The sequence below is a fragment of the Streptomyces sp. NPDC060027 genome, from assembly GCF_042737005.1.
Classification (GTDB): Bacteria; Actinomycetota; Actinomycetes; order Streptomycetales; family Streptomycetaceae; genus Streptomyces.
In genome coordinates this window covers 1-9,952 of record NZ_JBHWVI010000277.1, presented here as the reverse complement: position 1 = coordinate 9,952, position 9,952 = coordinate 1, and the positions used below count along the sequence as shown (strand labels likewise).

At 72.8% G+C, this 9,952-nt stretch carries 9 protein-coding genes; 4 read left to right on the top strand and 5 right to left on the bottom strand.

Annotation, left to right across the window (positions count from 1 at the left end):
* Window positions 1-76 precede the first annotated feature (76 nt).
* Entirely contained in the window at window positions 77-790 is a 714-nt protein-coding gene (locus ACFWBT_RS38445) for an isocitrate lyase/phosphoenolpyruvate mutase family protein (protein ID WP_385708103.1), read from the bottom strand.
* A 34-nt stretch (window positions 791-824) separates the two neighbouring features.
* Window positions 825-1,376, bottom strand: a complete 552-nt coding sequence (locus tag ACFWBT_RS38440) for a carboxymuconolactone decarboxylase family protein (protein ID WP_385708092.1) — start codon at window positions 1,374-1,376, stop codon at window positions 825-827.
* A gap of 47 nt (window positions 1,377-1,423) precedes the next feature.
* On the opposite strand from ACFWBT_RS38440, the gene ACFWBT_RS38435 reads away from it, so the two are divergent.
* Window positions 1,424-2,815, top strand: coding sequence for a PLP-dependent aminotransferase family protein (locus ACFWBT_RS38435; RefSeq protein WP_385708089.1), 1,392 nt, complete (start codon window positions 1,424-1,426; stop codon window positions 2,813-2,815).
* 261 nt (window positions 2,816-3,076) lie between these two features.
* Here ACFWBT_RS38435 and ACFWBT_RS38430 read toward each other — a convergent pair whose 3' ends face one another.
* Entirely contained in the window at window positions 3,077-3,949 is an 873-nt protein-coding gene (locus ACFWBT_RS38430) for a hypothetical protein (protein WP_385708100.1), read from the bottom strand.
* Window positions 3,950-4,080: 131 nt separating this feature from the next.
* Between ACFWBT_RS38430 and ACFWBT_RS38425 the strand changes: the two genes are divergently transcribed.
* Both ACFWBT_RS38425 and ACFWBT_RS38420 read left to right on the top strand, forming a co-directional pair.
* Window positions 4,081-4,413, top strand: coding sequence for a hypothetical protein (locus tag ACFWBT_RS38425; protein ID WP_385708086.1), 333 nt, complete (start codon window positions 4,081-4,083; stop codon window positions 4,411-4,413).
* A 119-nt stretch (window positions 4,414-4,532) separates the two neighbouring features.
* Window positions 4,533-5,717, top strand: coding sequence for a glutathionylspermidine synthase family protein (locus ACFWBT_RS38420; RefSeq protein ID WP_385708084.1), 1,185 nt, complete (start codon window positions 4,533-4,535; stop codon window positions 5,715-5,717).
* 63 nt (window positions 5,718-5,780) lie between these two features.
* Here ACFWBT_RS38420 and rocD read toward each other — a convergent pair whose 3' ends face one another.
* Window positions 5,781-6,995, bottom strand: a complete 1,215-nt coding sequence (gene rocD / locus ACFWBT_RS38415) for an ornithine--oxo-acid transaminase (protein ID WP_385708097.1) — start codon at window positions 6,993-6,995, stop codon at window positions 5,781-5,783.
* 407 nt (window positions 6,996-7,402) lie between these two features.
* On the opposite strand from rocD, the gene ACFWBT_RS38410 reads away from it, so the two are divergent.
* A complete protein-coding gene (locus ACFWBT_RS38410) occupies window positions 7,403-8,848 on the top strand; it encodes a glycine hydroxymethyltransferase (protein WP_385708081.1) in 1,446 nt (481 codons plus the stop codon).
* A gap of 129 nt (window positions 8,849-8,977) precedes the next feature.
* Here the strand turns inward: ACFWBT_RS38410 and ACFWBT_RS38405 are convergent, their stop codons facing one another.
* Window positions 8,978-9,631 (bottom strand): hypothetical protein, encoded by a 654-nt coding sequence (locus tag ACFWBT_RS38405; protein ID WP_385708095.1) that lies wholly within the window; start codon window positions 9,629-9,631, stop codon window positions 8,978-8,980.
* Window positions 9,632-9,952: the final 321 nt, after the last annotated feature.

Genomic DNA, 9,952 nt, shown 5'->3' with positions numbered 1-9,952 from the left:
GGGGGGGGGGGGGGGGGGGGGGTCGGGGGGGGGGGGGGGGGGCGCCGCCGCCCCCGGGGGCACCCCCCCCCGCCGCCTACCTCAACTTCGCCGCGATGTCCCCCAGCGCCTCGGCCGCCCGGCGCTGCAGCCCGGGTCCGAACGTGACCCGCGTGGCCCCGAGTTCACCCAGTTCGCCGGCCGGCACCCCGTCGAGCCCGGCGAACACGTTCACCGGCCCGCGGATGCCGGACCGCAGCAGCGGGAGCACGTCGGTCGGCGCCCCGATCGGATACACGCAGTCCGCCCCCGCGGCGACGTAGAGCGCGGCCCGCTCGATGACCTGATCGGGGTCCTTGTCCCCGTGCACGAAGACATCGACACGGGCGTTGACGAAGAGCAGGTCCGCCGCCGCGCTCCGCACCTCGGCCAGCCAGTCGGCGTGCCGGGCCGCGTCCTTGAGGACCCCGCCCTCGGAGTCCTCGAGGTTGCATCCGACGGCGCCCGCCTCCAGCAACCGTTCCACCAGCTCCCCGGGCGCCAGCCCGTAGCCGTCCTCGACATCCGCCGACACCGGCACGTCGACCGCCCGGACGATCCGCGCGACGGCGGCGAACATCTCGGCGGCCGGCGTCTCCCCGTCCGCGTACCCGAGCGAGGCGGCGACCCCGGCACTCGGCGTGGCGAGCGCGGGGAACCCCGCGTCCACGAACACCCGGGCGCTCGCGGCGTCCCAGGGCCCGGGCAGCACCAGCGGGTCGCCCGGCACGCGCCCGTGGTGCAGCGCCCGGAACGTCTCGGCCCTGGTCACCACCGCGTACTCCCCTCCGGGGCACGCCGGGTCGTCACTTGTACTGGCCCGCCTGGTAGTGGCCGGGCACCATGCGGCAGGTCACGCCGAACCGGTTCCAGGCGTTGATCACCGTGATCGCGGCGATCAGCTGGGCAAGGTCGGTCTCCTCGAAGTGCCGGGCCGCGCGCTCGTACACGTCGTCCGGCACGAACCCTCCCGTGAGCACGGTGACGGCCTCGGTCAGCTCGATCGCCGCGATCTCCTTCTCCGTGTAGAAGTGCCGCGACTCCTCCCAGGCGCCGAGCTGCACGATCCGCTCCACGCTCTCACCCGCCGCGAGCGCGTCCTTGGTGTGCATGTCGAGACAGAACGCGCAGTGGTTGAGCTGCGAGGCGCGGATCTTCACCAGCTCCAGGAGCACGGGGTCCACCCCGCGCCGGGCCGCCGCGTCGAGCCTGACCATCGCCTTGTAGACGTCGGGGGCGAGCTTGGCCCACTCCAGTCGGGGGGCGTGCTCGGGCGCGTACCGCGCGGTCCCGCCTTCGGTCGTGTCCGTCGTGTCGGTCGTCGTGGTCTTCTGCGTGGTCGTGTCCTGCGTCGTCATGAGATCGACCCTACGAGGGGAGTAGCCCAGGAGTATGGTCCATTTCCATGGCAAGAACATGGGCCACTCTGGGTGTCGACCTTCACGTCGAGCCGACCGGATCCGGTGTCCGCAAGGGGCTGACGGAGGCGCTGCGCGAGGCGGTACGCAGCGGCCGGCTGGCCCCCGGAACCCGTCTGCCGTCCTCCCGCTCGCTCGCCACCGACCTGGGCATCGCCCGCAATACGGTCGCCGACGCCTACGCCGACCTCGTCGCCGAGGGCTGGCTCACCGCGCGCCAGGGCTCGGGCACCCGGGTCGCCGAGCGGACCGTCGTACGACCGGCGCGGGAGGCCGCCCCACGCCGCCGCGAACAGGGCGGTCCGGCCTACGACCTCGTCCCCGGCCGCCCCGACCTCGCGTCCTTCCCGCGCACCGCCTGGCTCAAGGCGGCCCGCCGCGCCCTGGCCGGCGCACCGCACGACGCCCTCGGCTACGGCGATCCACGTGGCCGCCCCGAACTGCGCACCGCCCTCGCGGGCTATCTCTCCCGCGCCCGGGGCGTACGTGCCGACCCGGACCGCATCGTGATCTGCTCCGGCTTCTCGGACGGCCTGACGCTGCTCGGCGCGGTCCTGCGACAGCGGGGCCTGCGTTCCATCGCCGTGGAGTCGTACGGCCTGGACGTGCACTGGAACCTCCTGCACCGGTCGGGGCTGCGCACGAACCCCCTGCCGTTCGACGAACTCGGCACCGACACAGGCCGGATGACGGGCGTACGAGCCGTCCTGCTCACCCCCGCCCACCAGTTCCCGATGGGCGTGCCGCTGCACCCGGACCGCCGGGCCGCCGTCGTCGGCTGGGCCCGCCGCACCGGGGGGCTCGTCCTGGAGGACGACTACGACGGAGAGTTCCGCTACGACCGCCAGCCCGTCGGCGCGTTGCAGGGCCTGGACCCCGAGCACGTGGTCTATCTGGGCACCGCGAGCAAGTCCCTGGCACCCGCGCTGCGTCTGGGCTGGCTGGTCCTGCCGCCGTCCCTCGCGGACGAGGTCATCTCGCTGAAGGGGGAGGGCGGTTGGTCCACCGGCGCGCTGGACCAGCTCACCCTGGCGGAGTTCATCACCTCGGGTGCCTACGACCGCCATGTGCGCGCCGCCCGTCTGCGCTACCGGCGCCGCCGGGACGCACTCGTCGCCGCGCTCGCCGCCCGCGCCCCCGCCGTGCACGCCACCGGCATCGCCGCGGGGCTGCACGCCGTGCTGCGACTTCCGCCGGGCACCGAGCAGTCGGTCGTCCAGGCCGCCGTCTGGCAGGGCCTCGCGGTCCACGGCCTCTCCCGCCACCGCCACCCCGACGCCTCCGCCCCGCCCCAGGACGCCCTCGTCGTCGGCTACGGCACACCAGCGGACCACGCGTGGTCCGGCGCACTGGACGCGCTGTGCCGCGCGCTTCCCTGAAACGGGGAACCTGATCCCGATACGGGCTCCCGTGGAGGGCCGGGCCTCACTCCGCCGGGTCCTCGGCGACCACGACCGTTCCCGGGACTTCCCGCTCCGGAGATGCGCTCCGTTCGATCCACCGGATCCCGATACGGGCTCCCGCGGAGGGCCGGGCCTCACTCCGCCGGGTCCTCGGCGACCACGACGGCTCCCGGGACTTCCCGCTCCAGAGACGCGCCCCCTTCGATCCACCACCGGGAGCGAGCCCTCGCGGCGCTCTCACGCCTCCCGCGCTTCCTCCGTGTCCGCCGACGCCTCCGCCGACGTCTCCGGCGCCTCGCCGAACCGGGCCAGCGCCAAGGCCCCCGCCACGGCCACCGCGAAACCGAGAACCGCCAGCCAGGTCAGCCCCTCGCGGGTACGGTCGCCCAGCCACACCACCCCCACCAGCGCGGGCCCGATGGTCTCGCCGATGACCAGCCCAGCGGTGGCCGTCGTCACCGAACCCCGCTGCAGGGCCGTGGTGAGCAGCAGGAACCCCGCCCCGCCACCGATCAGCAGCGCGTACGTCGCCGGATTGGCCAGCAGCGTTCCCGGATCGAGGTCCTCGATCAGCCGCACGGCCACCTCGACCACGCCGAAGCCGAACCCGGCCCCGAGTCCCAGCGCGAGCGCCCGCCCCCGGTCGGGCAGCCGCCCGCCGAGGAGCCCCAGCACCAGGACGGCCACGGACGTCCCCAGCACCGCGTACTTCAATGCCAGGGACCCCGTCCGGTCCCCCTCCGCCCCGGACGCCAGCCCGAGCATCGCGAGCCCGGCGCACACCACCGCCACCGCGCCCCACTCGACCCGGCTCAGCCGCACATGGAGCAGCCGCGAGGCCACCACCGCGGTCACGGCCAGGCTCGCGGCGAGGGCCGCGCCGACCGCGTAGATCGGGAGCGACCGCAGCGCGATGATCTGCAGCAGGAACCCGACGCCGTCGAGGCCCAGTCCCGCCAGATAGCGCCACTGCCGCAGCGCCCGCAGCAGCAGTGTCGCCGCGCCACCGGCCCCGCCGCCCGTCCCGTCTTCGCCCGCCGCCCGCGCGGCCATCGCCTGCAGAACCGTCGCCGTACCGAAACAGACCGAAGCGCCAAGGGCGCAGATCATTCCAAAGAGCACGAAGCGACTGTAGGGGACGGTGCTTCGCGGGGGGCTCGCGCGGGCGGACCGCGCGCGATCTCTAATCTGTTCCTCTTCAACCAAAGCGTGATCTGCGCACAACAAACGGGGGAACGGACATGGCAGACGTACGACGCCAACTGCGCTCGGGCACGGTCGTCCTGGGCGGCATGGGCCTTCTGGCGGCGGCGCTCACCGCCTGCTCCTCGGACCCCGACAAGCGCTGCGTCGACCGCGACAGCTACAACCTCGGCAAGGGCTACAAGGTCGTCGCCGACGAGAACTGCAAGTCCACCAAGACCTCGTCCAACGGCGTCTGGTACTACGGAGGCAAGAAGAAGAGCAGCTGGATCGACGGCGGCTCCTTCAGCAAGCCCGGCGGCTCCGGCGGCTCGGGCGGCGGCGTCCACCGCGGCGGCTTCGGCGGCGGCAAGGGCGGCTCCGGCGGCTGACCGGCGGGCGTGTCGTCCCCCGCCCCACGGCCCCGCACCCGGCGCGTCCGCCGTGTACGCAACGGCCCCACCCCGCGCAACGGCCCCACCCCACCCGCCGAACAGGGAACCGACGCCCCATGGAACGCCGCACCATCGCCCCCCGCCCCGGCTGGCAGCAGACCGTCGAGGAGCAGGGACTCGTCTACCCGCTGACCCGCTACCCCGACGACTCCCTGCGCCCCTACTGGGACGAGAGCGCCTACTACGCCTTCTCCCTTCCCGAGGTGGAGGCGCTGGAGGAGGTCGTCGAGGAACTGCACGGCATGTGCCTCGCGGCGGCCGGCCACATCGTCGAGCGAGGACGCTTCGCCGACCTCGGCATCGACGATCCGCGGGTCGCGGCGGCCGTCGCCGAGGCCTGGCACCGGCGCGCCGAACTCCCGTCCGTCTACGGCCGTTTCGACCTGTGCTACGACGGCACGGGCCCGGCGAAACTTCTCGAGTACAACGCCGACACGCCGACCTCGCTGGTCGAGGCCGCGAGCCCGCAGTGGTTCTGGATGGAGGACCGCTTCCCCGGCGCCGACCAGTGGAACTCCCTGCACGAGCGCCTCGTCGCCGCCTGGAAGAAGCAGGATGCCCTCCTTCCGCCGGGCAGCCCCCTCTACTTCGCGCACTCCGCCGCCGACGAACTCGGCGAGGACCTGATGACGGTCGCCTACCTGAAGGAGACCGCGGAACAGGCCGGCCTCGACACCGACTGGATCTCCATGGAGGAGATCGGCTGGGACCCCCTCTCCGGCCGCTTCGTCGACAACCGGCTCGGCTTCATCCGCAGCTGCTTCAAGCTCTACCCCTGGGAGTGGCTCACCTCCGACGAATTCGCCGACCACGTCCTGGACACCCTCGACAACGGCGGCGGCACCGGCACGACCCTGTGGATCGAGCCCGCCTGGAAGATGCTCCTCTCCAACAAGGCCCTCCTCGCCATCCTCTGGGAGCTCTACCCGGACCACCCGAACCTCCTCCCCGCCTACCTCGACGGCCCCCGCGAGCTGGCCCGGACGAACGGCTACGTCGCCAAGCCCCTCCTCGGCCGCGAGGGCGCCGGTGTGACGATCCACGAACCCGGCGCCGCCCCCGTCGTACGCGAAGAGGCCTGCTGCTACCAGGAGCTGGCACCGCTCCCGTCCTTCGACGGCAACCGTGTCGTCCTCGGCGCCTGGGTCGTCGAGGACGAGTCGGCGGGCCTCGGCATCCGGGAGTCGTCCGGCCCGATCACGGACGAGTACGCCCGCTTCCTGCCCCACGTGATCCTCTAGCCTCTAGCCTCTAGCCACTAGCCACTAGCCACTAGCCACCGGCCCGTGCGACGGGCCCCGTCCCTACGCCCCCAGCACGGCCCGCAGCTGGGCAAGTCCCCAGTCCAGGTCCTCCTTGCCGATCACCAGCGGCGGGGCGATCCGGACGGTGACGCCGTGGGTGTCCTTGACGAGGACACCCCGGTCCATCAGCTTCTCGGAGATCTCCCGGCCCGTGCCGTGCTCCGGGGCGATGTCGACGCCCGCCCACAGGCCGCGCCCGCGCACCGCGGTGAGATGACCCGAGTCCTTCAACACGCCCAGCTCATGGTGCAGATGCTCACCCAGCTCGGCCGCCCGCCGCTGGTACTCGCCCGACCTCAGCATCGCGATCACCTCCAGCGCCACCGCGCACGCCAGCGGATTCCCCCCGAACGTCGACCCGTGCTCCCCGGGCCGGAACACCCCCAGCACCTCCGCGCTCGACACCACCGCCGACACGGGCACCACCCCGCCGCCCAGCGCCTTTCCGAGGACGTACATGTCCGGCACCACGCCCTCGTGCTCGCACGCGAACGTCCGTCCGGTCCGCCCCAGCCCCGACTGGATCTCGTCCGCGACGAACAGCACATCGCGCTCCAGCGTCAGCTCCCGCACGGCCGGCAGATAACCGGCCGGCGGCACGAGCACGCCCGCCTCCCCCTGGATCGGTTCGAGCAGTACGGCCACCGTGTTCTCCGTGACCGCCCCCCGCAGCGCCGTCAGGTCGCCGTACGGCACGATCTCGAATCCCGGTGTGTACGGGCCGAAGTCCGCCCGCGCCTCCGGGTCCGTCGAGAAGCTGATGACCGTCGTCGTGCGCCCGTGGAAGTTGTTGCCCGCGACGACGATCTTCGCCATCTCCGCGGGGACTCCCTTGACCCGGTACCCCCACTTCCGGGCCGTCTTCACCGCCGTCTCCACCGCCTCCGCGCCGGTGTTCATCGGCAGCACCATCTCCATGCCGCACAGCGACGCCAGCTCGCGGCAGAAGTCCGCGAACCGGTCGTGGTGGAACGCCCGCGACGTCAACGTCACCCGGTCCATCTGGGCCTTCGCCGCCTCGATCAGCCGCCGGTTGCGGTGGCCGAAATTCAGTGCCGAGTAGCCGGCCAGCATGTCGAGGAAGCGGCGCCCCTCGACATCCGTCATCCAGGCCCCGTCCGCCGTCGCCACGACGACCGGCAGCGGGTGGTAGTTGTGCGCGCTGTGCGCGTCGGCCGAGGCGATGAGGGCCTCCGTCGTCTCCTTGGCATCCATGGCGGTCACGGGATCTCCGTTCTCTGACGAGCGGCGGGCGGGGAGCGGCGCGCGGTCTTCCCCGGCACGCCGCACGGCGCGTTCTCCCCGGGCGCGGGCACGTGATGCCCGCTCGGGGACGGGCTTGTGGCCCTTTCCTATCGTCGCTCGCATGGTGGACCGGGGACCCCGGTGATCCGGCGCGCCCGGTAGGCTGACCGGCGGGGCCGTGACTGGCGCGCTGGGATGGGACCGACCATCGGGGAGCGGCACCCACGCTGTGACTTCCCGGGGGCGACCCCGGACCTCGGAACGGGGAAACAGACCGTCCCGAGGGACCCGGAGTGTCCGGGCGAGGAGTCGTGGCAACCGAGTGCCGTGCGCCTGGGCCGACCCGTGAACGCTGAACGCCACGTCCGGAGGCCGTCATGCCAGAGCCCCTTTCCACCGAGTCCACCGCCTTCCGCAGCGCCCTCGACGTGATCCGGGCCGTGGAGCCCCGCGTCGCCGACGCCATCGGCCAGGAAGTCGCCGACCAGCGCGACATGCTCAAACTGATCGCCTCCGAGAACTACGCCTCCCCGGCCACCCTCCTGGCCATGGGCAACTGGTTCAGCGACAAGTACGCCGAGGGCACCATCGGCCGCCGCTTCTACGCCGGTTGTCGCAACGTGGACACCGTCGAGGCCCTCGCCGTCGAGCACGCCCGCGAACTCTTCGGCGCCGAGCACGCCTACGCCCAGCCGCACTCCGGCATCGACGCCAACCTCGTCGCCTTCTGGGCCGTTCTCGCCGCCCGCGTCGAGGCCCCGGCACTCGCCAAGGCCGGTGTCCGCAACGTCAACGACCTCTCCGAGGCCGACTGGGCCGAACTGCGCCAGGCCTTCGGCAACCAGCGCATGCTCGGCATGTCCCTGGACGCCGGCGGCCACCTCACCCACGGCTTCCGCCCGAACATCTCAGGAAAGATGTTCGACCAGCGCTCCTACGGCACCGACCCCGCCACCGGTCTCATCGACTACGAGGCCCTGCGCACCTCCGCCCGCGAGTTCAAGCCGCTGATCATCGTCGCCGGTTACTCCGCCTACCCCCGCCTGGTGAACTTCCGCATCATGCGGGAGATCGCCGACGAGGTCGGCGCCACCCTCATGGTCGACATGGCCCACTTCGCCGGCCTGGTCGCGGGCAAGGTCCTCACCGGTGACTTCGACCCGGTCCCGCACGCCCAGATCGTCACCACCACCACGCACAAGTCGCTCCGCGGCCCGCGCGGCGGCATGGTCCTGTGCGACGAGACCCTCGCCGAGCAGGTCGACCGCGGCTGCCCGATGGTGCTCGGTGGCCCCCTTCCCCACGTCATGGCCGCCAAGGCCGTCGCGCTCGCCGAGGCCCGCCGCCCCGAGTTCCGCGACTACGCCCAGGCCGTCGTCGACAACTCCCGCGCCCTCGCCGAGGGCCTGATGCGCCGCGGCGCCACCCTGGTCACCGGCGGTACCGACAACCACCTCAACCTCATCGACGTCGCCTCCTCCTACGGTCTGACCGGTCGCCAGGCCGAGTCCGCCCTGCTCGACTCGGGCATCGTCACCAACCGCAACGCCATCCCGGCCGACCCCAACGGCGCGTGGTACACCTCCGGCATCCGCATCGGCACCCCCGCGCTGACCACGCGTGGTCTCGGTCTGACCGAGATGGACGAGATCGCCGGTCTGATCGACCGTGTCCTCACCGCGACCGAGGCCGGCACCACCGCCAAGGGCGCCCCGTCCAAGGCCCAGCACGTCCTGGACGCGAAGATCTCCGACGAGATCTCCCACCGGGCCACCGACCTGCTCACCGGCTTTCCGCTCTACCCGGAGATCGACCTCGGCTGACGCACCGGACCAGGTCTGACCGCCCTGGGTCTGACCGATCCGGGGTCTGTCCGATCCGGGGTCTGACCGGCCCTGAGCCGGACCGGCCCCGGTCCGATCGGCCACCCGAGGCGGTCGGCCGTCCGGTCCTCACAAGTCGATCAGCTCCTGTCGTGGCTCCCGCGGCGGCCCCGCGTCCTCACGCCGGGCCGCCGCGCGGCGTATGAACCACGGAACGCCGACGCCGAGAGCCAGGCCCACCGCGAGTCCGGGCAGCACCCACCGCGCCCGCTCCACCGCGTCCGGCTCCGCCACGGCGGCCACCGCCGCGGGCCGGGAACCGAACAGCTTCCCCTCCTCCGCCAATTGCCCGAACACCGAGCTCGGCGCCCGATGCCAGCGGATGTCGTCGTCCACCACGTAGGGCGAGGGATCCGAACGCACCCACGGCATCCCGTCCGGCGCCAGGAACACCTGGTCCTGGCGCTCGACGGCGACATCGCCGCCGGGCGCCCGACTGGTCTGCGGCCAGCCCCCGACACCGGTCAGCCCCCAGATCACGGTGACCCGCACCTCGGGAAGACGGCCGTGCGTCCACGCTTCGGGCACCCTCTCGGTCCCCGTGTACCGGGGCGACAGCAGCCGCCAGAGCCGTCCGAAGTCCCGCTCCTCGGCGTGCAGCGTGGTCGTCCGTCCCGTGTCACCGGCGATCACCAGGGCCATGTCCGGGCTGTCCCCCTTCCCGAGCCCCCAGGCACCCGCCGAGGCAGGGACCTGTGCTGCGCCGAGCGCGGCCACCGCCATGGACACGAGTAACAGGACCCGCACTCCGTTCCTGATCCGTTCGACCCGGCCCCTCATTGGTCCCCCTCGTCCGACCGGCACCTCACACGTCCCGCAGTTCCTGTCGAGGCTCCCCCTTATGAGGGCGGCGTATCCGGGCCAGCAGCGCCCCGGCCGCCGCGCCGGGTATCGCCCACCACCAGTCGCTGCCGTCGCCGGTCGCGGCGGCGGTCCTCGTGCGGGACCGAGCGGTGGGCGTGGATGTGGACGTGGACGTGGGCGTCGGGGCGGGGGGGCGGGCCGCCCCCCCCCCCCCCCCCGGCGGGCCCGGGCCCCCGCGGG

What these genes read in the sequence shown, in the direction of transcription:
- ACFWBT_RS38405 (WP_385708095.1), bottom strand. Translation starts at nt 9,631, where the DNA reads ATGGCGGTGGCCGCGCTCGGCGCAGCACAGGTCCCTGCCTCGGCGGGT.
- ACFWBT_RS38435 (WP_385708089.1), top strand. Translation starts at nt 1,424, where the DNA reads ATGGCAAGAACATGGGCCACTCTGGGTGTCGACCTTCACGTCGAGCCG.
- rocD (WP_385708097.1), bottom strand. Translation starts at nt 6,995, where the DNA reads ATGGATGCCAAGGAGACGACGGAGGCCCTCATCGCCTCGGCCGACGCG.
- ACFWBT_RS38410 (WP_385708081.1), top strand. Translation starts at nt 7,403, where the DNA reads ATGCCAGAGCCCCTTTCCACCGAGTCCACCGCCTTCCGCAGCGCCCTC.
- ACFWBT_RS38430 (WP_385708100.1), bottom strand. Translation starts at nt 3,949, where the DNA reads ATGATCTGCGCCCTTGGCGCTTCGGTCTGTTTCGGTACGGCGACGGTT.
- ACFWBT_RS38420 (WP_385708084.1), top strand. Translation starts at nt 4,533, where the DNA reads ATGGAACGCCGCACCATCGCCCCCCGCCCCGGCTGGCAGCAGACCGTC.
- ACFWBT_RS38440 (WP_385708092.1), bottom strand. Translation starts at nt 1,376, where the DNA reads ATGACGACGCAGGACACGACCACGCAGAAGACCACGACGACCGACACG.
- ACFWBT_RS38425 (WP_385708086.1), top strand. Translation starts at nt 4,081, where the DNA reads ATGGCAGACGTACGACGCCAACTGCGCTCGGGCACGGTCGTCCTGGGC.